This is a genomic window from Microvirga sp. VF16, from assembly GCF_016864375.1.
GTDB lineage: Bacteria > Pseudomonadota > Alphaproteobacteria > Rhizobiales > Beijerinckiaceae > Microvirga.
The window spans coordinates 3895023-3918757 of sequence record NZ_CP069354.1 but is presented as its reverse complement, the minus strand read 5'-3'; the positions used below and the strand labels follow the sequence as shown (position 1 = coordinate 3918757).

The 23735-nt window shown below is 61.4% G+C and carries 22 protein-coding genes; 8 read left to right on the top strand and 14 right to left on the bottom strand.

The window, feature by feature from the left end:
* Positions 1–184: 184 nt before the first annotated feature.
* From JO965_RS18290 to JO965_RS18265, 6 genes are all read right to left on the bottom strand, one after another.
* Positions 185–769, bottom strand: coding sequence for a carboxymuconolactone decarboxylase family protein (locus JO965_RS18290; protein WP_203440448.1), 585 nt, complete (start codon positions 767–769; stop codon positions 185–187).
* A 113-nt stretch (positions 770–882) separates the two neighbouring features.
* Complete coding sequence (locus tag JO965_RS18285) at positions 883–1896, bottom strand: hypothetical protein (RefSeq protein ID WP_203440447.1); 1014 nt, start codon at positions 1894–1896, stop codon at positions 883–885.
* 486 nt (positions 1897–2382) lie between these two features.
* Positions 2383–2892, bottom strand: coding sequence for a GNAT family N-acetyltransferase (locus JO965_RS18280; protein WP_203440446.1), 510 nt, complete (start codon positions 2890–2892; stop codon positions 2383–2385).
* Between the two features lie 5 nt (positions 2893–2897).
* A complete protein-coding gene (locus JO965_RS18275) occupies positions 2898–3461 on the bottom strand; it encodes a hypothetical protein (protein ID WP_203440445.1) in 564 nt (187 codons plus the stop codon).
* On the bottom strand, positions 3458–4108 hold the full coding sequence (locus JO965_RS18270; RefSeq protein ID WP_203440444.1) for a DUF1214 domain-containing protein: 651 nt from the start codon (positions 4106–4108) through the stop codon (positions 3458–3460). The genes JO965_RS18275 and JO965_RS18270 overlap by 4 nt, the downstream gene beginning before the upstream one ends.
* A 21-nt stretch (positions 4109–4129) precedes the next feature.
* On the bottom strand, positions 4130–6313 hold the full coding sequence (locus JO965_RS18265; protein ID WP_246776903.1) for a transglycosylase domain-containing protein: 2184 nt from the start codon (positions 6311–6313) through the stop codon (positions 4130–4132).
* A gap of 240 nt (positions 6314–6553) precedes the next feature.
* Between JO965_RS18265 and JO965_RS18260 the strand changes: the two genes are divergently transcribed.
* The 4 genes from JO965_RS18260 (at position 6554) to JO965_RS18245 (ending at position 9103) form a co-directional block, all read left to right on the top strand.
* Positions 6554–7063, top strand: coding sequence for a YcgN family cysteine cluster protein (locus JO965_RS18260; protein WP_203440442.1), 510 nt, complete (start codon positions 6554–6556; stop codon positions 7061–7063).
* A gap of 58 nt (positions 7064–7121) precedes the next feature.
* Positions 7122–7268: a hypothetical protein gene (locus JO965_RS18255; RefSeq protein WP_203440441.1), complete on the top strand. Its 147-nt coding sequence runs from the start codon at positions 7122–7124 to the stop codon at positions 7266–7268.
* Positions 7269–7466: 198 nt separating this feature from the next.
* A complete protein-coding gene (locus JO965_RS18250) occupies positions 7467–8858 on the top strand; it encodes a M10 family metallopeptidase (protein WP_203444252.1) in 1392 nt (463 codons plus the stop codon).
* Positions 8859–8881: 23 nt separating this feature from the next.
* Positions 8882–9103: a hypothetical protein gene (locus JO965_RS18245; RefSeq protein ID WP_203440440.1), complete on the top strand. Its 222-nt coding sequence runs from the start codon at positions 8882–8884 to the stop codon at positions 9101–9103.
* 56 nt (positions 9104–9159) lie between these two features.
* Here JO965_RS18245 and JO965_RS18240 read toward each other — a convergent pair whose 3' ends face one another.
* From JO965_RS18240 to JO965_RS18210, 7 genes are all read right to left on the bottom strand, one after another.
* A complete protein-coding gene (locus JO965_RS18240; protein ID WP_203440439.1) occupies positions 9160–9507 on the bottom strand; it encodes a hypothetical protein in 348 nt (115 codons plus the stop codon).
* Between the two features lie 282 nt (positions 9508–9789).
* Complete coding sequence (locus tag JO965_RS18235) at positions 9790–10872, bottom strand: AI-2E family transporter (protein ID WP_246776902.1); 1083 nt, start codon at positions 10870–10872, stop codon at positions 9790–9792.
* 390 nt (positions 10873–11262) lie between these two features.
* Positions 11263–11577: a glycine zipper domain-containing protein gene (locus tag JO965_RS18230; protein ID WP_203440437.1), complete on the bottom strand. Its 315-nt coding sequence runs from the start codon at positions 11575–11577 to the stop codon at positions 11263–11265.
* A gap of 85 nt (positions 11578–11662) precedes the next feature.
* Positions 11663–12253, bottom strand: a complete 591-nt coding sequence (locus JO965_RS18225) for a DUF2939 domain-containing protein (RefSeq protein WP_203440436.1) — start codon at positions 12251–12253, stop codon at positions 11663–11665.
* Positions 12254–12414: 161 nt separating this feature from the next.
* Positions 12415–13503 (bottom strand): TRAP transporter substrate-binding protein, encoded by a 1089-nt coding sequence (locus JO965_RS18220; protein WP_203440435.1) that lies wholly within the window; start codon positions 13501–13503, stop codon positions 12415–12417.
* A 139-nt stretch (positions 13504–13642) separates the two neighbouring features.
* Positions 13643–15139: a sensor histidine kinase gene (locus JO965_RS18215; protein WP_203440434.1), complete on the bottom strand. Its 1497-nt coding sequence runs from the start codon at positions 15137–15139 to the stop codon at positions 13643–13645.
* Positions 15140–15274: 135 nt separating this feature from the next.
* A complete protein-coding gene (locus JO965_RS18210) occupies positions 15275–15469 on the bottom strand; it encodes a hypothetical protein (RefSeq protein WP_203440433.1) in 195 nt (64 codons plus the stop codon).
* 161 nt (positions 15470–15630) lie between these two features.
* On the opposite strand from JO965_RS18210, the gene JO965_RS18205 reads away from it, so the two are divergent.
* Positions 15631–16659: an endonuclease/exonuclease/phosphatase family protein gene (locus JO965_RS18205; RefSeq protein WP_203440432.1), complete on the top strand. Its 1029-nt coding sequence runs from the start codon at positions 15631–15633 to the stop codon at positions 16657–16659.
* A gap of 6 nt (positions 16660–16665) precedes the next feature.
* Here JO965_RS18205 and JO965_RS49200 read toward each other — a convergent pair whose 3' ends face one another.
* Entirely contained in the window at positions 16666–18951 is a 2286-nt protein-coding gene (locus JO965_RS49200) for a hypothetical protein (RefSeq protein ID WP_305846550.1), read from the bottom strand.
* A gap of 761 nt (positions 18952–19712) precedes the next feature.
* Here JO965_RS49200 and JO965_RS18195 point away from each other — a divergent pair.
* From JO965_RS18195 to JO965_RS18185, 3 genes are all read left to right on the top strand, one after another.
* Entirely contained in the window at positions 19713–20270 is a 558-nt protein-coding gene (locus tag JO965_RS18195; protein WP_203440431.1) for a hypothetical protein, read from the top strand.
* 103 nt (positions 20271–20373) lie between these two features.
* Complete coding sequence (locus JO965_RS18190) at positions 20374–21531, top strand: DNA-packaging protein (protein ID WP_203444250.1); 1158 nt, start codon at positions 20374–20376, stop codon at positions 21529–21531.
* An 880-nt stretch (positions 21532–22411) separates the two neighbouring features.
* Positions 22412–23590, top strand: coding sequence for a phage portal protein (locus JO965_RS18185; protein WP_203440430.1), 1179 nt, complete (start codon positions 22412–22414; stop codon positions 23588–23590).
* Positions 23591–23735 lie beyond the last annotated feature (145 nt).

The following is a 23735-nucleotide window of genomic DNA, read 5'->3' as shown; positions in this document are numbered from 1 at the left end:
GAGGAATTGAGAGCCGAAGCGGCTTGCAAGCTTGGCTCAAGCCGGGGATCGCCTGTCTGGAGGATGGGCGGCTTTGCTCCCTCCCTCTGCCTGGTGCATCGTTGAGCGCGGAAAAACCGGGGCCACTTTTCACTGGCGTGGCCCTCTGGGTCGCTGACGCGGTCCTCTGGGTCCGCACGATGCGCTAGACGGGGCGGCCGACCGTCATGGTGCTTCGAAATTCCACATCGTTGTCGATGAAGGCGGCCTCGGTGCCCGCGCCGACGGCGTCGAAGAAGCGGCTGACGTAGCAGCGGAAGGCGGCGCAGAGGGCGATGTCGCAGATCTGTTGATCGGAAAATCCGACCGAACGCAGGCGGTCGATATCGGCTTGGGCGATCCGCGATGCGTCCTGCGCGATTGCCTCTGCGTAGGCCAGCATCTCAACATCCTTGTCCGACAGGCCGGCTTTCCGAAAATCCCGCTGGACGGCGAGCACAGCTTCCTTCGAGCCGAGATCCTCGATGAGCTGCTTGCTGTAGACGTGGGAGCAATAAGTCGAGGGAATGTGCTTTGCTGCGATCAGCGTGATCAGACGCCATTCCCGCAGGCCGAGCGAGAAGCTGGCGCGGACGTTGTCGGAGAAATCGGTATAGATCGGCAGCAGATCGGGCCGGGCCGTGAAGCACTTGGCGGCTTCCATGACGAAACCGAGTTGCGCTTTTTGCCTCTCGTAAATTTCGGCCACCCGACCGGTTGCTTGCTCTTCCTTGATCGTCTGCAGGAACATCCGACCCTCCAGGCAAACTGCGAAGATGCCGAATTTAGCAGAAATCCTGTTGAGCCGGCATCCGTCCTGCCTATCGCTCTTAAGGTGAGGGCGCCCAGCGACTGGGCTACAATCTATGCGAGGGCTTCACCTGAGAGAGTCTTCACGCCCAGAATGGTCTCGACGAGAGCAAGGGCGACCGGGCTTGGGACATCTCGCATTTCCCGCGCCAATTCCTTGATGACGGAAAGTGGGTACGACAGCGCAGGATGCAGGGTCAGAAAGATCTTGAGCGCATCCTTCTGCGTCACGCCCAGAGCTTTCAGGGCCAGAGCGAGAAGGCGATGGCGTCCGATTTCGAGAATGCGCCATTCCACCGATGGTGGGAAACCGAAGAGAGTAGTCAGGATAGCTTCCAACCGACGGTCATCGCCTTTGAGACCTGCAGCTCGGAGGTCTGTAAGATCCTGCTCGGTCAGATTGAAGGACAGACTCACACGCCGGCTTGCGAGGGATGTTGCGACACGTTCTCCGATCGCTTCGCGGCGCTCGACATTGGCTGCGAGATAAAGAGAGGCCTGACCGGCTGTCGGAAGATCGGCGCGCTCGAGAAGAATGCGTGCGAGGGCTGGGCGATGGCGCGCCCGCCGCAGCAGATCCGCGAAAAGTGCGGTGTCGGGAGCAAAGGCTGGATTGGCTGCAAGCGCATCTTCGACTGCGCTCTCCCTCAGCGCCAGCAGCTTCTGAATCGTCGTCGCATCGAGATCCGGCTGTGACGCGAGGCGCAGCCGCCCGTCGGGTGTCGCAAGCTGTCTGGTATCCGGCAGAGGCCGCTGTGTCGGGTGGTCGAGTACGAGGTCGCGCACATCGGATGAATGCCGCACCAGGTAATCGAGAATGGAAGCCGGCGTGTCCGGACAGGGAGCCAGGATGCGGGCGAGGTCGAGCAGAGTCGCAGGGTGGGTGTTCGGCAGGAAGCCCAGAACGAGAGCCTCGAAGGTTTCGATGCTCTCACGGTCGCGCGCCGGGGCGGCGACGAACATTTCAGCATTCACTTTCAGGAGAGCTGCGCGCGCATCGGGACCGCCGTCCGATGATCCGAAACCCGACAGGTCCAACCAGAGGTCCGGATTTACAGAGGATGCCATATTCGAACTCGCTTCAACGCAACCGGCCGAAGGCTAGGGGCCGCTCCTTAGCGCATCTTTAACGAGCGTGAACGCCTTGGATTTTAAGCGCTCCGCCGGGGAACAGAAGCGCGACAGTGATTGTTGTTTTCATGTCAGGGTAAGTAATTTTCTCCAGTGCAGAGCCCGGCGGAAACGAACTGTTAACCATACGTCTCCTTTTGTGAGTCAGTCGTCGAGGCAGTCCGCGGCACGATAGAGGAGGGCAAAATGCGAGACATCTGGACCAGATCACCGGGAGTGGTGATCGCATTCCCGGATAGCACGGAGCGGCCACAGCGCCCGCTCTTGTCCGCAGATGAACCCAGGGGCGAGATCCTGCTCTTCACCGGCGTTCGCTATGAGAGGCCTTCTCCCAATCCAGGTCCTTCCCGCCCACTGGCCTCCAACAGTCCTGGACGTCGACGCTCGTAATTCAATAGTGATTTTCATGACGATGAGACGCTGTTAGGCGTCACGTATCGGGCTTGCCAGATCGTGCATCATGAGCACGGCATCCGGCCCGTAGCCCGCGAGCTTCGCCTCCAGGCCCGGTATGGCCAGTACGCGAAAGCCGACTTTCTCCCAGAATGCCTGAGATCTGTTGACGGCGACGAGCGACAGATTGCTGAAACCCGCCTCGCGCGCATGCGCGATCAGCATGTCTGCGATCCGGGCCGCAGCCCCTTTTCCCCGCACAGCCGGCAGCAGGGCAACGTCATGGATGTAATAGGTCGTGGCGTCGTCGGGGAGTTGCCCTAACGGCTCGTTCAGGGGCGGCGGCTCACCCAGGCGCCAGGGATGGGTGAGCGCATAACCGATCGTCTGCCCGTCCTCGACCAGCAGGAAGCAGCCCGGCGGATAGAGGTGCTGCCGTTCGGCCAGAACCTCGAAGTCTTCCGGGTGATTGACATGGATCGTATCCGCGAGACCCTGCACCTGAGGCAGATCTTCGGGCGTCATGGAGCGCCAGCGCATGGTCGTTATGCGTCCTGCTCGGCCATGCAGGACACGGCCCTTGCGGCCTCTTCCGCCTGTGGCCGGAGGCTCGGTGTGGGAGCAGCCACGCGCACGATGACGAAGCCCTGCTGTTCGGGCGCGACGATCCTGACATCGCGGGAGGGATCGTTCTCGTCCTCCGCTGCGCGGGCCTCATCGAGCTGACGGGCGGTCATGGCGACGATCTCGAGTTCGCCGCGCACCGCTGCGCGGTCTGTGACCGCAAAGAACACGCCGCCCGACTCCTTGTGAAACGAAAAGGACAACGGGAGCGGTCCCGTCCGGGCCGCGATGCGCATGGGGCCGTTGCGGAGATCGAAGGCGCAAGCCGCCACAGCGATAGCCGGATCGGGACTCGACAGCCAGGTGTCCTCACCGCCGGGTGCGCTGATGATCTGCGCCTTGTCGGCGGTCAGCGTGGTCTGGACCTTGGCGAAGGCATCCTGCTCGGCAAGGTAAGGGCTTGCGAGGATGGCCACGATATGAACGCCCGCTGCGATCACAATGCCGCAGAGGGTGGCGATCAGAAAACGACCGAAGCCTCTCATGTTCCACACTCCACGCGCTGGATGAGGGGAAAGTCGCTCTCTTCAAGGTTTGCCCCGGCAGCGCCTGGAGGATCGTAAAGACGCAGCACCAAGGTAAAGGGTCCGGATGCCGGGAGCTGGAGCCAGTTGCCCGGCTGCAGATTACGGGACAGGGCAATGGTGAAACGGTCTTGCGAGTCCCGGAGCACTTCCGCCGAGGTGAAGTTTCTGCGTCCTAGCTCGGTTGCGGGCAGGTGTCCGTCGCGGTCGTACAGTGTCAGCGTCCAAAGGCGCGCGATAGGTGCGACCGCGCCGATGTTGTACGTGCAGGCGGAGTCGAGCGGCCGGCCTTCGCTGTCCGTCCTCGCCGTGAAGCCTAGCCCTTCGCCGGTGGCCAGCGGAACGTCGCTGCGCCGGGCGATGATCGCGCGCATATATGGATCGGCCTCGGGCGAGCCGAGCTTCGGCCAGGCCTGCCACGGGCCGAGACGAAGGCTGCCGAAGGGCGGATTCCCATTCATGACCCAATAGGCCGAGCTCAAGCCCAGTCCCAGCGCCAGCAGCAGCGCGTAGACGATGAGAAAGGCGGTTGGGACACGTCTGAAAGTCACGGGCGATAACAGGGTCGATGGCGCGCGCATGGAAGCGGCCGCAGGGGCGTTCGTCAAGTGAGCCTCTGTCTGCATTCTTCAGGGCATTGCAACCTGGCGGCGGTCGTCCGCGACAGCTGAGCTGCGCAGTGTTTCTAAAACCTTGCCCATCGTCACGGAGCGTTCGACCGACTGGAACAGGGTCCCGATCCCGCCAAGGACCTCATAGGACTTGCGGGAGAGGGTGCCCGCCAGGAAGGCTTGCGTAGGCGCCTGAGCCTGATCCGTCGTCGGGCCCTTCGCGGAGGCCACGCGGGAGGCATTGGCAGGGCTCGCTCCCGGAATCGGGCGGATCTCCAGGTTCTGGTGGGCGAGGTTCATCACCTCATGCCATGTCATGGCGGGGAGCGTGCCACCGGTCATGTCGTCCATGGGTGAGGAATCGTCGTTACCGTACCAGACACTGGCGACGAGGTTGCCGGTATAGCCCACGAACCAGGCGTCCTTGTAGCCGTTGGTGGTGCCGGTCTTGCCCGCGACCGGAATGCCTTCGAGAGCCGCGCGCTTGCCCGTGCCTTCCTCGACCACCTTATTGAGCATGAAGTTCATGTCCTGGACCACGCGGGTGTCGAGCACCTGCTTGGGCGGCGTGTCCCGGTCATGGCGATAGATGACGTCGCCGGCGGAATTGCGGACCTCCCAGGTGGCATAAGGATCGGCTCGCTTGCCGCCATTGGCGAAGACCGCATAGGACGCCGCCATGTCGATGGGGGTGACCTCGGCGGCGCCGATGGGGAGCGAGCTCGAATCCGCGAGCGGGTGGGTGAGGCCCATGCGCTTGGCCGTATCCACGATCACGGCGCGGCCTGCCTTGGCGTTGCCCTTGCCGATCTCGACGGACATCTGGACCGGAATGGAGTTGATCGAGCGGGCAAGGGCCGACACCAGTGGCATTGAGCCAGAGAAGGAACGGCCGTAGTTCTGCGGGCACCAATTGCCGAGGCAGATCGGCCGGTCGACGACGGTGGAGTTAGGCCGCAGTTTCGGATTGGTGGTCAGGGCTGCCGCATAGACAAAGGGCTTGAAGGAGGAGCCCGGCTGGCGCAGGCCGGCCGTCGCACGGTTGAACTGGCTCTGTCCGTAATCCCGTCCTCCGACGATGGTGCGCACGGCGCCGTCCACGTCCATGACCACGATCGCACCTTGGCCTGCCTTGTACTGGCGGCCGTGCTGGCGGAGCATGTTCTCGAGGGTCTGTTCCGTGTGCCGCTGCAGCGCGGTGTCGAGCGGAGTCTTCACGATGAGCACCCGTTCGCTGCCGAACTTCTTCTGGGAGGCGAGGCCCTTCACCTGTTCGAAGGCCCAGTCGAGGTAGAAATCGGGGGTCGTCTCGCGCTCGCGGTTGACCGGTGTTGCCGGGTTGCGTCGGGCCGTTTGGATCTGCCCCTCGGTGAGGAAGCCAGCCTCGACCATGTTGCGCAGCACCTCGTTCGCCCGGGCGCGGGCCGCCGGCAGGTTCACGTGCGGGGCGTATTTCGTCGGCGCCTTGAACAGGCCGGCCAGCATGGCCGATTCCGCCAGGGTCAGGTCCTTGGCCGGCTTGCCGAAATAATAATCGGCCGCCGCCACCACGCCGTGGGCGCCGCCGCCCATATAGGCGCGGTCGAGATAGAGCTTGAGGATCTCGTCCTTGGTCAGATGGAACTCGAGCCAGACCGCCAGGAAGGCTTCCTTGATCTTGCGCTCCAGGGAGCGCTCATTGGTCAGGAATAGGTTCTTGGCGAGCTGTTGAGTGATAGAGGAGCCGCCCTGCACCACGCCGCCGCCTTGGGCGTTGACCATGAGGGCGCGGAAAGTACCGATCGGATCGATGCCCCAATGATCATAGAAGCGCCGGTCTTCCGTCGCCAGCGCGGCCTTGATCATATAATCGGGGAAATCCTCAAGCTTGTAGGAATCGTCGAGGTGCAGACCGCGCCGCCCGACCTCCTGACCGTAGCGGTCGAGAAAGGTGACGGCGAGGTCCTGGGTCTTGAGCCAGTCATCCTCCGTCTCCCGGAAGGCGGGGAGGGCGAGGGCCAGCATCACGATACCACCGACGGTGCCCAGGGTCGTCGCCTCACTGGTCAGATCGAGAAGACCACGAACAGGGCCGCGAAACCGCAGACATTTCAGCTTTTCCGAATACCATCCTCCAGCGCTGGCGAGGCTACGCCGGCTTTGGAACAGAGCCGAATTGAGCCACGCATCGAACCAAAGCGCGCCACGCTTGATCCGCGTCATCAGAGGGATGGGGGGCTGCTGGCTCACGGTGGTCCTCGGGCAGGTCTGGGGCCTGACATGCCTTGCTTATGATCGTTGAATTCCCCTGCGGCAACGCCGAAGCGTGGCGATGACGATATATATAACTCAGAACCTTGTTTGTAGGTTCACGGAGATTTACCTCTTCGGAAGTATTAGGCTGCCCGATGTGCGGTTTAGCACTTCCCTCAAACCGCCTCAAAGAGACGTCAAAGCGCCCACATGCCAAATGCCGCACCTGTCATCCGCCCCGAGCCGGAGGAGCAACCCTTCTGGCGCGTGAAGTCGCTCGAAGCCATGAGCCTCGACGAATGGGAGAGCCTGTGCGACGGCTGCGGGCGCTGCTGCCTCGTCAAGCTGGAGGACGAGGATACGGCCGAGGTGATGTACACGGATGTGGGCTGCACTCTCCTCGATGACCAGACCTGCCGCTGTCGCGATTACCCGAACCGCCAATCGAAGGTGGCCGATTGCGTGCGCCTGACTCCCGATGCCGTGCGCAGCCTCTCCTGGCTGCCCCATACCTGCGCCTACCGTCTCCTGGCCGAGGGGCACGATCTCTATTGGTGGCACCCGCTCGTCTCGGGCGATCCGGAGACGGTCCATGCAGCCGGAATTTCCGTCCGGGATCGGGTGGCTGGACCGGAGGAGGACTTTACGGTCGCCGAGCTCCTGGAGCGCATCACCGACTGGCCGATGGAAGACATGGCGTCTGAGGACGCGCGAACGTAACTCAGGCAATTGAGGATGAGCCTTACTCGCCGGCGATTGTGGCCGGATGAGTCAAGCCTTGTCCGCGGCGCTTACGCAATTCGCCGGCACGACAGGCTGGGGCCCTGACCGCGTGAAGCGCCTGTCGAACAAAGAGCGTCTCAACGGTGTCGAGGAGCAAATTACAGGGCAAAGCGTCGCAGATTTGACCATCCCGATCATCTGACGCGGCCTCCTCTCTCCTAGGAGAGAACGCGGTGAACGCCCATGCAACCCAAGCGTGGCTGGGGAAAAGCGAATAGCAAAGCTGAAAAATACCTCTTTTGGGGTAATTGCCAGCCTCACGTTCAAAGGCAAACCTTGTCGGTCCTGCAGCAGTTCTGATCCCGTATTCTTCAGAATAATTTCCGAACAGGATGGTTTTATGCCTGCTATTGCTACTTATGGCCTGACTGGAAATGCGTATATCGATGGGGTTCTTGGCGGATATAAATGGGCAACTAACAGCGTAACCTACAGCTTTCCTACGAGCGGATCATATTACGGAAATTCATACGGCACAGCAGAGAATATTACGAATTTCGGGAGCCTTAGTGCAGCTCAGCAGACGACCGCCCGCAATGCATTGAAGACATATGCGTCGGTCGCGAATCTGACCTTTATGGAAGTCGGTGAAACCTCGACGCAGCACGCCGATCTGCGCTTGGCCATGTCGGACAAGACCGGATCGGCCTGGGCGTATCTTCCCAACACCGCCGCTGAAGGCGGAGATGTCTGGTTCAACAGCTCCAATGGCTATTTCACCAGCCCCGTGAAGGGCAATTACGCTTATCAGGTCTTCCTGCACGAGATCGGGCACGCGCTCGGGCTTGAGCATGCTCATGAAGGCAACGCCATGCCGCAGGACCGGGACTCGCTGGAGTATACGGTCATGAGCTATCGCTCCTATGTCGGAGGCTCGACGACCGCGGGCTACACGAACGAAACCTGGGGCTATGCGCAGTCGCTGATGATGTACGATATCGCGGCCGTGCAGCACATGTATGGCGCGAACTACACGACGAATAGCGGCAACTCGACTTATTCATGGAACGCGGCAACCGGCGCAATGGCCATCAACGGCGTCAGCCAGGGCACGCCGGGTGGCAACAAGGTCTTTCTGACCATCTGGGACGGCGGCGGGAACGATACTTACGACCTCTCCAATTATTCGACCAATCTCAAGGTCGATCTCCGCCCCGGCGAATGGAGCAAGACGTCCACCACTCAGCTTGCGAAACTGCATTGGGACGGCTCAAAGGTTGCTGTCGGTAACATCGCCAATGCCTTGCTCTATCAGGGCGATACGCGCTCGCTCATCGAGAACGCGGTGGGTGGGTCCGGCAACGATTCATTGACCGGCAACGATGGCATCAACCTGCTCAGAGGAGGTGCCGGTTCGGACAAATTGTACGGGCTCGGAGGAGGCGATTCCCTGGATGGTAATATTGGGGCCGATACGCTCTCCGGAGGCGCTGGGGCGGACATCTTCGATTTCAACTCCGTCAAGGATTCTCTTTCGAGCGCGCGCGATACGATTCAGGACTTCGTGCGGGGCGTGGATCGCATCGATCTGCGCACCATTGATGCCAGTACCGCAGCCGGCGGAGATCAGGCTTTCTCGTTCATCGGCAACAAGGTCTTTACGGGTCAGGCCGGGCAGCTGAACTTCACAGGCAGCGTGCTCTCCGGAGATGTGAACGGCGATAGGACTGCGGATTTTCGCATCAACATCCCAGGCATCTCCATGCTGGCGACCACTGACTTCTATCTTTGATAGGAGCTCTTGGGGACGCGTCGATGAGTGATTGGATCGATTTCGACCAGTGGCAAAACTGCGCACGGATGGCGCGGCCCGGCTACGTGTTCGAGGTCCGGAACGGCGAGGGACGGAGTCTGCTGACCACATGCACCGTTCCTCTCCAGCTGCCACCCGATTGGAAATCGCCTCCGGTGCATTTCCGTCTGGTTGAGGCACCGAAGCCGCGCCACTCGAATCCCGTCCCAAAACCGCAGGTCTGACGACGGTTGCTCACGATGCCGATCGTGAGCGGATCAAATGGATTCGCCTCGCGTCGCTATTGGGCGGGCTTCCGGCGGCGCGACACCGCCGTCGGCGTCGTTCCCTGGGCGATCTGCAGGCAGGTGAGCATGTCGACATAACTCGGCGTCCCGCCGATCTGCGCCTCCTGCCCGCAGATATCGCGCTGACCCGCTGCCGCACTGCTCCAGATTTCGCGAAGCTGACGTTCCGCGGCCGTCTCGTCCCTCATGCAGCTTTCATACGGGTTCGTGTCCTCGGCAGTGAGGGGCTGAGCCGCCTTGCAGGTCGCCTCAACATTGAACCGAGGAGGCTCTTGGGCCGTGGCGGGAAAGCTCGCAAGGCTTCCGAACAGCACCATCAAACCAAGCGTGTACGCCTTCATGGCAGCCTCCCTGTTTTTCCTGTCGATCCCGTACGACCACAATTTCGATCGCCAATCCCCGAAGACAAAAGCGCTCGAGGCCTGAGTGATTTGACCGGCAATACAGCGCGCATGGCCTCAGTGCGCCGCGCAGGAGCTTAATCATAGTGTAAGGCACGCGCTCTTGCCCTCAAGTGCGCATGTTGTTGGGATTTCGGGTTGGTTTGCGACAGGCTTAAATCCGCTTAAGTCTTTAGGGCTGTTGAGCGGAATGGAAGACTTCCTCCCGGGCTAACGCCAACGTTATGAGCCGACCTCCCGGTGATCGTCATTGCCGGGCTCGCCCGGGACGTCCGTTTGCTCCCCCAGAGTCTCCCGAACGTACAGCTTTTTCACCAGCACATAGGTGACGACGGCGAGGGGGAAGCCGAAGATCAGTCCGAGGGCGCCGAATAGGACGCTGCCGATCAGGATTGCGAACAGCGCCAGGGCGGGAGGAATGCTGATCACCCGTCTCGCGATCAGAGGGAAGATGACATTCCCTTCGAGTTGCTGGATGGCGATGACCGCGAGTACGGTCCAGAGTGCCGTCTCTCCACTCATGCTGAAGGCGATCATAACGGCGGGAAGGGCTCCCAAGATCGGGCCGAGGAAGGGGATGAAGTCCGCAAGTCCCGCAATGAGGCCGAGGGCAATAGCCGAAGGCAGGCCGATCAGCCGGAAGGCAATGGCCGATAGCACCGCAACGCAAGCCATGGCGATCAATTGCGACGTCAGCCACAATCTCAAGGCCTGGCCGGAGGCCTGCAGCGAACTTTCGACCTGTGGATGGTGGCGTATGGGGAACAGCTTGACGAACCCTTCCCGATAGAGGTCTGGTGCCGCGGCAATGTAGATGCCTGCGATTACCACCAGGGCGAAGTCCGCAAGCCCATCGAGAATAGCACCCCCGATGCCTGCGAGACGGGCTGCCATTCCACCGGCCGGTGCGTTGTTCACGATCTCCGAAAGGTCGTCACTCACCGCGCCGAGTCCAAGCTGCTTGGCGAAGTTGTCGACGGCGAAGGGAAGTTGTTCGACCACGTTGGAGAATTGGGAACGAACCTGGGCTCCGAAGAGCGTGATGATGGCGAGGAACACCATGAAGATGAGGAGAGTAGCGACCGCCAGGCTCCAACGCTCGGGCACCCATAGAAACCGCACGAGCGCATCTGACGCGGCGCGCAGGAGAATGGCGACCAGCACAGCCCCGAAAGCCAGGAGAAGCACGTCCGACAGCTTCCAAATCAGGAAGGCGAGTAATCCCAGACCGAGCACGATGAGCGTTTTGCGGACGAATTCAGCATCCTCTATGAAACTTCGCGCGGGACGGCCCTGATCCTTCATCGTTGACACCTCACCTTCCTCGTTCTGACAATCGAGGGGGCGAGGCTCGGTTCCCTTCGCGAGCGCGATCGATGTAAACCGCAGTTATTTCAGGCTACATCGTCATGGATTGACTTTCTCTCTGTTTGCGTCGTGCCGTAATTCGTCGGAACGTATTTTAATGTTTCTGGTTGTTGTGCCATGGAGGGAAATCGAATGACCTCACAAGTCATCTGTTTTATTCTTGGCGCCGTGTTTCCTCTTGCCTTGGTTGGGTGGTTATTCGTCCACTGAGGCGGTTTGGAGTACTCTGTTCTGCGTTCGAGGATATGCCGGAATTGTTGCGTACCGAGTATCGAAAAGCCCGCCTGATTGAACAGGCGGGCTTTTCGATACTCGGTAGTTCAGAATTTATCGCACGACATCCATGCAGGCCTGATTGCCGTAAGCATCGACAGTGCAGGTTCTTTGCCGGATCGAACCTGTTGCTTCCGGACCGGGGATGACCACAACTTCCGGGGTCGTCTGTATCTTTGCATTCTGCTCGGCAAGTCCGCCCGCGATGCCGCCGACGCCCGCGCCAACCACCGCACCGACCGGCCCGCCGATGATGGCACCTGTCACTGCGCCGGTTGCGACACCAGCAGCAGTTCCCTCCTGCGCTGCGGCAAGTTGAGGGGCAATCAAAAGGCTTGCCGTGGCGATACCTAAAGCAAATTTACGCATACTTGATCCTTCATCAGATGATATTCTGACTGGAAACGTTCTTGTTATGCTCCAGGTTCCGGTAGTAAGCTCGCTGATAATAGTTTTACTTTGCTGCGGCCGCTGCGCGCTTGATCAATTCTTCCTTGATTGGCTCGGGAAGCTCGATCCCGGTTACCCGCCAAGTGATGCCTCTCAGGCGCAGAGTAACCTTGAATTGCTTGTCTTTGGGTTCATCCGCTGGGAGCGGGATGGTAATGGCGCGAAAGCCCTGCGTCTCCGACATGATGAAGGTCCGCCAGGCTTTTCCGAGCGATGAAGCATCGAAACGGATCGGAGAGAGAGCGCCGTTGCCGTTCTGGGCTCCGGCCATCTGCTGCAACTGCCCGTCCTCGAGAAGGTCGATAACGGCCTGCGGCGTAATGAGTTCTTCCAGGACCGGGTTGAGCGTCGCAGTTCCGGCCTGTGCGGCGGTCTGTCGGTCGAGTCCATCGAGGTCCTGCGTCTTCAGGTATTCGCCTAGGATCTGCCGGGCGAGGGAGACGCGAAGAGCGTTGAAATTTACCCGCTCGGTGATCCGGTCCATGTCCCGCGCCTCGACAGCCTTGGATAGATCGTAGAGCGCGACGAAGGGCGAGACCATGAAGATGGCCCAGGCCAGAAAGAGCAGAAAACTGATCCGCAGAGTCCAGCGCATCGTCTGTCGAATGCCCCTTGATACTCACAGGATGAGCGCCCTGCTCGAAGAGAGTGGTGGCAGGACGTCCGTCAGGAAGAATCTTATGTGGGTATGCCGAGATCAACAAAAAAGGGCGACCGAATGGTCGCCCTTCTTCAGGTTTATGGCGTTAAGAAAGATCAGCCGCGCGCACGAGCACGGATCATGAAGGTGTCGTAGGCGTATTCGGCCACTTGGAACCAGAGATATTCTTCATTCCGGAAGCCGCGAACGCTTTCGTAGACCTTTTTGAAGTCGGCATTCTTGGCGGAAACTTCGTCATAGACCTCGTTAGCTGCTTTGTAAGCCGCTTCGAGGATTTCCTGCGAGTAAGGACGCAGTTGCGTGCCGGCGCCGAGCAGGCGACGCAGGGCCGCCGGGTTGCGGGCGTCGTACTTCGCCAGCATGTCGTTGTTGGCGTAGCCGGAAGCAGCGGTCAGGATCGCCTGATACGCCTTCGGGAGCTCTTTCCATTTTGCCTGATTGACGAACAGATGGATCGCGGGGCCACCTTCCCAGAAGCCCGGATAGTAGTAGTAAGGTGCGACCTTCGAGAAGCCGAGCTTCTCGTCATCGTAGGGGCCGACCCACTCGGCAGCATCAATGGTGCCGCGCTCAAGAGCCGGGTAGATGTCGCCGCCGGGGATCTGCTGCGGCACGGCGCCGAGCTTCTGCATCACCATGCCGGCAAGGCCCGCGATGCGCATCTTGAGACCCTGCAGGTCCTGGACGGTCTTGATCTCCTTGCGGAACCAGCCGCCCATCTGCACGCCGGTATTGCCCGCAGGCATGCCGTAGAGATTGTGCTTGGCGTAGAACTCGTTCAGCAGGTCGTTACCGCCGCCGTGATACATCCAGGCGTTCATCTGGCGGGCGTTGAGGCCGAAGGGCAGGGCGGTGCCGATGGCGAAGGTCGGATCCTTGCCGAAATAGTAATAGGAGCAGGTGTGGCCGAGCTCGATGGTGCCGTTGCCGACCGCATCGGCCACCTGGGGCGTGCCGACGATTTCACCGGCCGCGAAAGGCTGAATCTGGAACTTGCCGTCGGTCGCCTCGGAGACGAATTTCGCGATCACTTCGGCTGCGCCGTAGATGGTGTCGAGCGACTTGGGGAAGCCCGATTGCATGCGCCACTTGATCTCCGGCATCGACTGAGCGATGGCCGGAGCGGCAACCGCTGTCGAGGCCGCGCCGACCGTTGCGGCCTGCAAAAACTGACGACGTTTCATAGTAATCTTTTCCTCTCTGGATCGTGACCTTCGTCACTTGCGCGCTATTGACACTAAATACGGTTCCATTCGCAAGATATCTGGCGCCCCCTATCGACTAATGATCTATGCGTCTTTTGAAAACGCCCCCCAGCCCTGCTCAAGAAAGAGGCACGTCGATGGCACAGACGACGCCCTCGGGTTCGTAAATCAGCCGCACATCACCATTCAGCTCCCGCGCCAAGCCTTCCTGAATCAGCCGCGATCCGAAACCCTTGCGCGAAGGCGCAAGGACCAGTGGGCCGCCACGCTCCTCCCACCGCATGACGAGGCGCGAGCCCGTTGCGGTTTTGAGCGTCGACCAGGAGATGTGAACCCGCCCGTCGGGAACGCCCAGGGCACCGTATTTGACGGCATTCGTGCAAAGCTCGTGCAGGGCCATCGACAGACTCAAAGCCATGGGGGGCGACACGCGAAGATCCGAGCCGTCGATCCAGATCCTGCTGCATTCCTCGGACAGGTCGCGGTACGGGGCGAAGGCCTGGCTGACGATTTCGCCGAGACTTGCGCCCTCCCAATTCTCCCGGGTCAGAATGTCGTGGCCGCGGGCGAGGGCGAACAGGCGGGCCTCGAAGGTGGCATAGGCGGAGGGAAGGTCCTGGACGTTTCGGGTCCTGAGGCTGCGGAAGCTCTGGGACGCCAGGGACTGGACGGTCGCAAGCGTGTTCTTGACCCTGTGATTCAGCTCGTTGAGCAGCAGTCGCAGATGCTCCTCGGCCCGCTTGTGCTCGGTAATGTCGATCTGAATGCCGTCCCAGACGATGCTGCCGTTCTCCAGCGTCCGCGGGGTCACGATGATGCGATGCCACCGGGCTTCGCCCGTTCTCGCGTGCCACATCTCGAATTCGGATTCGAATTCCTTGAGGTTGCGATGTCCCTCCAATTCCCGTGCCAGCATCTTGGAGCGATGGTCCGGCAGGACGAGATTGTAGAGAAGGCCAGGGTTGGCCTGCACCTCGGCGGCGGGAATACCGGTGAGCCGCTCGCAGGTCATGGACACGTAGAGAACCTTGCGGTCCTGGAAATCCGAGGAATGGCTCGTCTGGTAGAACATGCAGGCGGGCACGTTGTTCGCGAGCGCACTCAGGCGCGCCTCACTGGCGCGCAGCTCTTCCTCCGCCCGACGGCGCTCCGTCCAGTCGCGGAAGCTGACGCCGATGCCCCCGTTATAGGGAAAGACGTGGAATTCCAGATACCGGCCCTGGCGTCCCACAGCTTCCGACTCGAAGGAGAGGGGCCGGCCTGAGGCGAAGACCTCTTCGTAGCGGCGCCGCAGGTCGGTCCCTTCGGATTCCGGGAACACGTCCCAGATCATGCTGCGCAGCATGGCGTGGCGGGGAATACCGAAATAGCCCTCGGCCGCCCGGTTGATATAGCTGAAGCGCCACTCGGCATCGAGGGAATAGAAAGCATCCCCGATCCCCTCCAGCAGCACCGCGAGTTGCGCGTTGACCTTCGTCTCGACCGTGTGGGCAAGGGCCTGCCGCAGGGCGCTGTCCAGCGCCCCCCTGGGGCTATCGGAGACCGAGGCGACGAGGTCGCCCGTGAGTTGCTCCAAATCGACGGATGCGGCCAAAGCGGGGCTGGGCATGCTCATGATATGAAACATAATCACGAATCTGACCCATGGGCAATATATTAACATTTCCCATGGGTCAGGAAAAGATCAGACATTGGGATGAGGAGGCCCGCTTTTCGAGGGCGTCAAAGGAAACCGCCGGCGCGCCGGGCCCTAGGACTCGGACTGGGCGTGGCCTTTGTCGAAGGGCGGGTTCTTCGGGATGCTGAAGACTTCCGCGGCACAGACCAGGGTGAACAGGACGATGACGCCGCCGATTTCAGCTAGGCTGACAAGGGCCGAAGAGAGGTCGCCAACATAGACGAATGCGCCCGTTGCGAGCGCAACAATAGCAGCCCAAAAGACCATGGGCTTCCTCCCGGCAAAGCTTGATGCGCTCACATAACGGCCCGTACTTAAAAAAGTTCCTAAGGCCAAGCTCAAAGATTCCTGAAATTCGCAGGTCCGGCAAGAGGCGCGACGCCCTAATTGGCAGGAGGCCGAGAAAGTTTTTGAGAAGCTCCTGCACCATGCGCGCTGTGATCGATCGGGTCGTGCAGAACCTCGATGCTCCCGAGGCTTCCATCCTGGAGGAAGCGCGTCGGGCATCGGTGACGGGCGAGGATGCGCATGCGCGCCTGCTGCAGCAGATCCCAGCTTTTCGGGAGATCGAACAGGTGCCGCCTGAGCACGTTCGGCCCTGTCCTGAAATCATCAGAATCGCGGCCTTCAACGCCGAGCGTCTCAAGAACCGGCCGGCGGCTCGCCTCCTCATGAAACAGGCCGGCGCCGACATCGCGCTGCTCAGCGAGGTCGATCTCGGCATGGCGCGCTCCGGCAACACGCATAACCTTCGCGACCTGATCGCAGGCACTGGCGAAGGGTATCTCTACGGGGTCGAATTCGTAGAACTCGATCTCGGGGACCAGGGCGAGATGCGCAAGCATGCAGGCGAGCGCAATATTCGCAGCCTCCACGGCAACGCCATCGTGACCGGACTGGCCTTGGAGCAACCGCACCTGATCCCGCTCGATGAGAGCGGGTTATGGTTCTCCGGCTTCAAGGGCGCGCAGCGACGGATCGGCGGGCGCATGGCGCTGGCCGCCCGTATCGCCGATGCGCCGAGACCTTTATGGATCGTCAGCACCCATCTCGAGAGCAAGACCGATCCAGCCGACCGTCAGGCGCAGATCCTCAACCTGCTGCAAGCGCTTGATGCGATCGCACCGGGCGAGCCTTGCGTGATCGGTGGCGACTTCAACACAAAGGCGCTGCCGCGCGAGGAGAACGAACGGCATCTCCTGCTCGAAGCGCCGGAGCGTTACGAACCGCTCTTCGCCGATCTTCAAAAGGCGGGGTTCACTTGGGCGAACGCCAATCTCGCGCTCCCGACGCAGACACCGGGCCCGAAGAACAAGCACAAGCCGCCCTTTGGCAAGCTCGATTGGATCGTCGTGCGCGGCCTCGCGGCAACAAATCCGCAGATCGTTCCGGCCCTCGACGAAGAGGGCCGGGCGGTGTCGGATCACGAAATGATCGTGGTCGATCTCGTCCTGTGAAACGTCCTACACCACGAAGAAGTCGGTGGCCTTGAGGCCGAGACCTTTCTTCAATTGGGCGATCTCGACAGCGACCTTGGAGCCCGAGCCGTCGACGTCATAGGAGAGGATCCCGGTCTTCTTGCTGTAGATGACGTAATCGTCCTTGTCCTTGGCCTTGTCGGTGGCGAAGTAGCCCTTCTTCAGCGCAGTGGGCTTGGTGATGGAGCCAGCCTTGCCGAGTTTCGTGAACACCTTGTTGTCGAGCCAGATCGCATCGTCCTTCACGACGAAGTCGGTGATCTTGTCGAGATTGCTCTTCTTGTTCGGCCGGGTGTCGAACGCGAACACGTCCTGTCCCGCATCGCCGGTCAATGTGTCCTTGCCCAGTCCGCCGTAGAGAACGTCATTGCCCGTTCCGCCCTTGAGCACGTCAGCGCGGGACGTGCCCTTGACCGTCTCGACGGGAATGTCGCTGAGCATGATCGTGAATGCCGCGTCGGTGATGATGCCGCCCTCATCAACGATGCGCACGACGATGCGATGCGTGGCGCCACTCTCGTAGTCGAGCAGGCTGCCGTTACCCGCGACGATCTGATTGCCCGACAGGGCAAAGCGTCCACCGGCATTGTCGATCAGCTCGAAGCGCAGCCCGTCGCCCGGGGTGGGATCTATCGCCGAGAGCGTCCCGATGACGGTGCCGGTTCCGGCATTCTCCTCCACCGCGCGCGTGCTCAACGAGGCTTGCGCCTCCTGCAGAACGTGGACTCCGCCCGCATCCGTGACCTGCCGGATGCCCTGATGGTAGAGCTGGGTGCGCTCGGCCACTGTGAAGCTGTCGTCGGTCAGGATGACGGCGCCGTTCTGCGTCTGGCTGTGCGCCAGCAGCGCCGTCGCCTTGTCGGCGAAGGTGAGGGAGCCGGTTCCAAGAAGCGTGATGGTCTCGATGCCGGAGACGACTTTGGCCGAGAGATCATAGGTGCCGGCCTGCAGGCGCAACTCGTCACGCCCGGCGCCGCCCTGGATGCCGACGATCTCCGTCAGGCGCGTGGCGTTCGTCGCGATGGTGTCGTTGCCGTTCGAACCCTGGACGATCTCGATGCCGGTCAAAGTATCCGGTGCGGTGAGATCGAGGCTGCCGGCCTCGATCATCTTGAGAACATCGATGCCGCCACCGGCCGCGAGCGTGTCGCCCGCCTCCAGGCCGCCGTTCCTGACCCGAAACACCTCATGATCGCCGGTCCCGGTTCCGCTCTCCGTGCCCTCGCCGAAGGCTGTGACGGGGGTGAAGCGCTGCTGGTAGATGCCGAGACCACCGGGCTCGTCCTGGCTGTTGGAGGTCCAGGTGACGACCCAGCTGCCATCGGCAAGCACCGTCACGCTCGGAGTCGATTGATCGTTTGTCGTATAGGTATTGACCTGCAACTCGCTGCCGCTGAGCGAACCGTCGGCACTGTAGCGCTGCTGATAGGTGCCATAGCCGGAGCCGTCTTGGGTGTTGGAGGCCCACGTCACGACCCAGCCGCCGTCGTCCAGCGCCGTCACGCTCGGAAACGCTTGGTGTTGGTCCGTGACGGTGTTGACCCTCTGCTCGCTGCCGCTGAGCGAGCCATCGGCCTTGTAGCGCTGCTGGTAGGTGCCATAGCCGGAGCCGTCCTGACTCAAGGACATCCAGGTGACGACCCAGCCGCCATCGGCGAGCGCTGTCACGCTCGGAGCCGATTGGTTGTCTATCGTATAGGTATTGACCAGCCGTTCGCCGCCAAAAGGACCGTCGGTGACGGGCGAGCCATCGGCGTTGTAGCGCTGCTGGTAGATGTTATAGGTGCCGTCCTGACCGTTGGAGGTCCAGGTCACGAGCCAGCCGCCATCCGTCAGCGCTGTCACGCTCGGCTCCGATTGGTTATCATCCGTCTCGGTGTTGACCTGCTGTTCGCCGCCATGGGGACCATCGGTGACGGGCGAGCCGTCGGCCTTGTAGCGCTGCTGATAGACGCCCCCGAAAAAGCCGGCATCCTGATCCCAGGACATCCAGGTGACGACCCAGCCACCGTCGGCCAGCGCCGTCACGCTCGGAGCCGATTGGTCGCTTGTCGTATGGGTATTGACCTGCTGTTCACTGCCGCTAAGCGAGCCATCGGCCTTGTAGCGCTGCTGATAGATGCCCCTGAGAGAGCCGTCCTGATTAAAGGATTGCCAGGTCACGACCCAGCCGCCGTCCTTCAGCGCTGTGATGCTCTGTGCTTGTTGGCTGCTGGTCGTGTGACTGTTGACCTTTTGCTCGCCCCCGAGCCGAATGATTGATGCCGCCATGTCTGCTGCCCCCGTTCCCATCCTGTCGTTTCTCGTCCAACCCATCCTGCGTAATGCTCGTCAGGAAGATCTCGTTCCGTAACTTTGTATAGGAATTTCCTGGCTCTACGCCATATGGAATTTTGGCGGAGCGGAGATTCGGTTTCCGAGGCTGGACGAGACAATGACCGGGGAGCCGCGGCCGTCGGGGGCAGGCGTTCAACGAACTCTATCGCAGGACTCTTGTCGTGGAGGGGAACAGGATAACGGTGAAATCCCGCATCGGATGAGTAGCATCTTTGTAACCTATATGAACATGTAGGTTATTATATGATAGTTTTCAGTATTCCTACTCGAATGCGTAGCTATGCATTTATATGGTTTTCTTAGTATACTTAAAAAGTACGGTCAAACGTTGTCTCTTCATTGCTCATATGTTCCGATTTTGATCGCGAAAACATGTAACAGTATCCACTATATTGCTTGATAGGAGAACTTTCAGAGAACACCTTCGATATGAGAAGAGATTCGAGGAGCGATGCCGATTCGCTGCCTAATCTCGTCCCCCTTGTCGCTCCAGGCGAGGGGCAGGGCCATGCAAAGCCTTGCTGCGCATCGGAAGTTCGAAGCGGCCCAGACTCACCTTGACAGCGTGACGCTCTTGGAGTACAAAACGTGAACACTGGCGAAGTGTGAATGAAGCCCCGTCCGCATTCATCGCCCCGGTGCAACCTCCGCCGCTCAAGCTCCCGCTTGGGCGGTTTTTTATTGGATTGTCCCCGATGGCTGTCGCGATCGAAGTGTCTGCCGAACAGAAGCGGCGGGCTTACGAGTATTATTTCAACTGCCCCTCCATGAATCTGCATGAGATCGCGGCCCGGATCGATGTGAGCCGCAGGACCTTCGTGCGTCTGCGGGACAGCTGGGGATGGCCGCACCGGGCGGCCGCACTCGCTCTGAAAGATCGGGATGGTGTCGACGCGGCGGTGGAAGGCCGAGCCGACGATCCATCCGAGGCTTTGTCTGCCCCCGCGGCCTTGCGCGATACCGCGCGATCGCTGGCGCGCGTGACGAAATCTCAAATCAAGGCTCTCGTGAAGGAGCAGCGCGCCGGGCGCGTGACGAGCCACGCCAAGACGGCTCAGATCCTGGCGTCCTACGCCAAGACGTTGATGACGGCGCAGGCCCTTCTGGAACAGGAAGGCTCACCGCTCGATGAATCCGAGCATCATTCTAAACCAAGACGCAGCCTCCACGAGCTGCGCGACGAACTTGCTCACCATCTTAACCGGGTTATCGCGGAAGAGGAGGCTCGCGGATGCGACGGCATCCTGGTCTGAAGACGATTTCGAAAGCGTGCTGCGGCATTGGCCGGTGCGCTGCCGTCCGGAGCAGCGCTTGCCGGGCCTGGCGCGCCTGCACGATCCCTGGACGACTTGGCTCATGCTCGGCGGGCGAGGGGCGGGCAAGACCCGCACCGGCGCCGAGTGGGTGCGCGGCATCGCGCTCGCCGAACCGGATTTTGCGCATCACGCGTCACGGCGCATCGCGCTGATCGGCGAGACCTTTTCGGATGCGCGCAACGTGATGGTGGAGGGGCCTGCCGGCATTCTCTCCATCCATGCGCGCCATGAACGCCCCACATGGTCGCCGTCCTTGCGCAAGCTCGAATGGTCGAACGGCGCGGTGGCGCATGTGTTCTCGGCGGAGGATCCCGATTCCTTGCGCGGTCCGCAATTCGATGCCGCCTGGGCGGACGAACTCGCCAAGTGGAAGCACGTGGAGGAGACCTGGGACATGCTGCAATTCGGTCTTCGTCTCGGCGCGCATCCGCGCCAGATGGTGACGACGACGCCGCGGCCGATCCCGCTCATCAAGCGCTTCCTCGCCGATCCGCATGTCGCGGTGTCGCGCGTGCGCACCGCCGACAATGCGGAGAACCTGGCGCCGGTCTTTCTCGACACCGTCATGCGTCGCTATGCCGGTACGCGTCTCGGTCGGCAGGAGCTCGATGGCGACATCGTCGAGGATCGGCCCGATGCGTTATGGACGCGCGACATCGTCGAAGCGAACCGCGTTTCGTGCGCGCCGCCGCTCATGCGCATCGTCGTCGCCGTCGATCCGCCGGCCTCGTCGTCGAAGCGCGCCGATGCCTGCGGGATCGTTGCAGCAGGCATCGATGACAACGGTGTTGCTTACGTGCTGGAGGATGCAACGGCGTCAGGCTTGAAGCCACCGGAATGGGCGGCGAAGGCCGTGGCGCTGTATCGACGGTTCGAGGCCGATGCGCTCGTCGTCGAGACGAACCAGGGCGGCGAGATGGCGACCGGCGTGATCCGCGAGGTCGATCCGTCCGTGCCTGTCATGGCGGTGCGCGCCACGCGTGGCAAATATTTACGCGCGGAGCCGGTCTCCGTGCTGTACGCACAGAACCGCGTGCGCCATGTGGGCGCGCTGCCGGAGCTTGAGGACGAGCTCTGCGATTTCGGTCCCGGCGGTCTGACATCGGGTCGCTCGCCTGACCGCATGGATGCACTCGTCTGGACGCTGACCGAATTGATGCTGCGGGAGAGGCGGGAGCCAAGAGTGCGGGTGTTGTGAGACTGCTCATGCAGGACCGACAACCTCCTCACGTCATCACCGGCCTTGTGCCGGTGATCCCGATTGGAAAGGCGCGGCGCTTCACTGCATCGGGATGGCCGGGACAAGCCCGGCCATGACGTGGAGGATGTCACGCGAACACCCGCGAATGACACGAGGGAAGAAAGAACGCCCCAGCCGAAGTACAGCGTTCACGCATATCTCCAGCCGGGGCGCCGTGACTCCCGTAGGGGCAAAGAATGGAGCCACTGCGCATAAGCTATTGTGCAGCCGACGATCCTCAACGTCTCCTGATGGAGTGAGCCTTTCGGGCGCATCTGTCTCCAAAGAGGCAACGCGGCGCAACGGAGGGGCTCTCAAAGGTGGGAGTGCTGCTGGAAGGCAGGGGCGGATGGCAGTCCATCCGTGCCGATCCGCCCCGCCATCTGCCTCATGCCGTCCCGAATAGGAGAAAGGACGACAGAGCTCGAGAAACTTGATGGTCGCGCCAGCCGAGTGGGGAAACCAGCTCGGCTGGCGCGTGAATGTCGCCGGATGCCCCGCAACATCTAAAGATTACCTCACGGCATGTGACCGCCCAATGACAGGATGGCGAGAATTGCCCGCTTCTTCATCATCGTCTGCGGAAGATGTCGCCATTCTGAATCAACGCAGAGCAGAGATGTGCCGTTGTAACGGAAGAAGACGCTGGGCCGTCATCCCCGTCCCCGGACTTGATCCGGGGATCAGTCCCGGGGATCCACGTCTTTGCCTCCGTTGAAGACGTGGATGGCCGCAACAAGTGCGGCCATGGCAGGAGGATTGGCAGGAGGAGGAGCATTTCGTTGCTCACACGGCCCTTCATTTTTCGTCATGCCCTCATCCTGGGCAGGAGTTTTTGATGTTCAATCGATTGACCCGCTGGCTTCAGGCGCCGCCCGAGGCCAAGGCTTCGCGCGTGCAAAGCGCCATCGCGCTCTATGTCGCCGGCCGCGCCGTATGGACGCCACGCGATTACGCGGCCTTGTCCCGCGAAGGCTTTCAGAAGAACGCCATCGTGCATCGCGCCGTGCGGCTGGTGAGCGAGGCGGCGGCGGCTTTGCCCCTGGTGCTCAAGAGCGAGGGCAGGGAACTTACGGCGCATCCGCTGCTTGCGCTGCTCGCCAGGCCCAATGCGCGCGAGGGCGGCCAGCGTTTTCTGGAAAGCCTCTACGGCCACCTCATGGTCTCCGGCAACGCCTATGTGGAGGCGGTAAGCCTCGATGGCGCGCCGCACGAACTCTATTGCTTACGGCCCGACCGGATGCGCGTGGTGCCAGATGCCGATGGCTGGCCTGCTGCTTATGAATATGCGGTCGGCACGCAATCCGTGTGCTTCGCGATCCGCGATGACGAGACGCTGCCGCCGATTCTGCATCTCACGCTGTTTCACCCAGTTGATGATCATTACGGTCTCTCGCCGATGGAAGCTGCGGCCACCGCGCTCGACATTCACAACGCGGCGGGCGCCTGGAACAAGGCGCTTCTCGACAACGCGGCACGGCCCTCCGGCGCGCTCGTCGTCGGTGGCGCGACGCTGACCGATGCGCAGTTCGATCGCTTGAAGAGCGAACTCGAAGCGAATTACCAGGGTGCCGGCAATGCGGGACGCCCCCTGCTTCTCGAAGGCGGCCTCGACTGGAAGCCGCTCTCGCTCTCGCCGAAGGACATGGACTTCGTCGAGGCGAAGGCGGCCGCTGCGCGCGAGATCGCGCTCGCCTTCGGGGTGCCGCCGCTGCTGCTCGGTCTTCCCGGCGACAGCACGCACGCCAACTACGCCGAAGCCAACCGCGCCTTCTATCGCCAGACGGTGATCCCGCTCGTGAAGCGCACGGCGGACTCGCTGTCACATTGGCTGGCGCCCGCCTACGGCGAAATGCTGCAACTCGAACCCGATCTCGACGCCGTCGAGGCACTGGCCGACGAACGCGAAAGCCTCTGGCGCCGTGTGTCGGCGGCGGCGTTTTTGAGTGATGATGAGAAGCGTGAGGCGGTGGGGTATGGGCGGGCAACGGTGGGGAAGGGGAGGCAAGTGCGATAAGTGTTGCTTCGACATCATCACCGGCTTTGTGCCGGCGATCCCGATGCGAGGAGCACGGCGCGAAAACCAGTTCAGCACTGTCATCCCGGGGCCGCGCAGCGGAGCCCGGGATCCATAAACGCCAACATTGCAGAACAAGGTATGC

Coding starts and splice junctions, on each gene's coding strand:
- JO965_RS18290 (WP_203440448.1), bottom strand. CDS start 769: ATGTTCCTGCAGACGATCAAGGAAGAGCAAGCAACCGGTCGGGTGGCC.
- JO965_RS18285 (WP_203440447.1), bottom strand. CDS start 1,896: ATGGCATCCTCTGTAAATCCGGACCTCTGGTTGGACCTGTCGGGTTTC.
- JO965_RS18280 (WP_203440446.1), bottom strand. CDS start 2,892: ATGCGCTGGCGCTCCATGACGCCCGAAGATCTGCCTCAGGTGCAGGGT.
- JO965_RS18275 (WP_203440445.1), bottom strand. CDS start 3,461: ATGAGAGGCTTCGGTCGTTTTCTGATCGCCACCCTCTGCGGCATTGTG.
- JO965_RS18265 (WP_246776903.1), bottom strand. CDS start 6,313: ATGACGCGGATCAAGCGTGGCGCGCTTTGGTTCGATGCGTGGCTCAAT.
- JO965_RS18260 (WP_203440442.1), top strand. CDS start 6,554: ATGCCAAATGCCGCACCTGTCATCCGCCCCGAGCCGGAGGAGCAACCC.
- JO965_RS18250 (WP_203444252.1), top strand. CDS start 7,467: ATGCCTGCTATTGCTACTTATGGCCTGACTGGAAATGCGTATATCGAT.
- JO965_RS18245 (WP_203440440.1), top strand. CDS start 8,882: ATGAGTGATTGGATCGATTTCGACCAGTGGCAAAACTGCGCACGGATG.
- JO965_RS18240 (WP_203440439.1), bottom strand. CDS start 9,507: ATGAAGGCGTACACGCTTGGTTTGATGGTGCTGTTCGGAAGCCTTGCG.
- JO965_RS18235 (WP_246776902.1), bottom strand. CDS start 10,872: ATGAAGGATCAGGGCCGTCCCGCGCGAAGTTTCATAGAGGATGCTGAA.
- JO965_RS18230 (WP_203440437.1), bottom strand. CDS start 11,577: ATGCGTAAATTTGCTTTAGGTATCGCCACGGCAAGCCTTTTGATTGCC.
- JO965_RS18225 (WP_203440436.1), bottom strand. CDS start 12,253: ATGCGCTGGACTCTGCGGATCAGTTTTCTGCTCTTTCTGGCCTGGGCC.
- JO965_RS18220 (WP_203440435.1), bottom strand. CDS start 13,503: ATGAAACGTCGTCAGTTTTTGCAGGCCGCAACGGTCGGCGCGGCCTCG.
- JO965_RS18215 (WP_203440434.1), bottom strand. CDS start 15,139: ATGAGCATGCCCAGCCCCGCTTTGGCCGCATCCGTCGATTTGGAGCAA.
- JO965_RS18210 (WP_203440433.1), bottom strand. CDS start 15,469: ATGGTCTTTTGGGCTGCTATTGTTGCGCTCGCAACGGGCGCATTCGTC.
- JO965_RS18205 (WP_203440432.1), top strand. CDS start 15,631: ATGCGCGCTGTGATCGATCGGGTCGTGCAGAACCTCGATGCTCCCGAG.
- JO965_RS49200 (WP_305846550.1), bottom strand. CDS start 18,951: ATGGCGGCATCAATCATTCGGCTCGGGGGCGAGCAAAAGGTCAACAGT.
- JO965_RS18195 (WP_203440431.1), top strand. CDS start 19,713: ATGGCTGTCGCGATCGAAGTGTCTGCCGAACAGAAGCGGCGGGCTTAC.
- JO965_RS18190 (WP_203444250.1), top strand. CDS start 20,374: ATGCTCGGCGGGCGAGGGGCGGGCAAGACCCGCACCGGCGCCGAGTGG.
- JO965_RS18185 (WP_203440430.1), top strand. CDS start 22,412: ATGTTCAATCGATTGACCCGCTGGCTTCAGGCGCCGCCCGAGGCCAAG.